The following is a 267-nucleotide window of genomic DNA, read 5'->3' as shown; positions in this document are numbered from 1 at the left end:
GGCCCTTTAATGTTTTTTCTCAATCAAAAGGTATGGATGTGACCAGTCAGTTACCTCTTCGTATGAAACAAACCCATCGTGCTCCAGTGCACAAACGCCCTTATGGCTGATGACGTACTCATATACAGCTTGGCTTTCCAGACCCTGTAACATGTGCGACAACAGCTTTCGGCGCATCACATCCGACTTCCTGCGCTTACGCGTTGCCACATCTTTGTAGGTGATATTGAATGGTTGCCCTACCGCGTTGGTAACGCATTTACCGTA

1 pseudogene is annotated in these 267 nt (G+C 47.6%); it reads right to left on the bottom strand.

Going from position 1 to position 267, the window contains the following annotated elements:
- Positions 1-6 precede the first annotated feature (6 nt).
- Positions 7-267 (bottom strand): annotated as a pseudogene (locus ACZ3HG_RS23885) (hypothetical protein); the annotation flags it as partial.

The organism is Erwinia sp. PME.40.26/001 (assembly GCF_055556675.1).
This window is presented reverse-complemented; position numbering and strand designations above follow the sequence as displayed.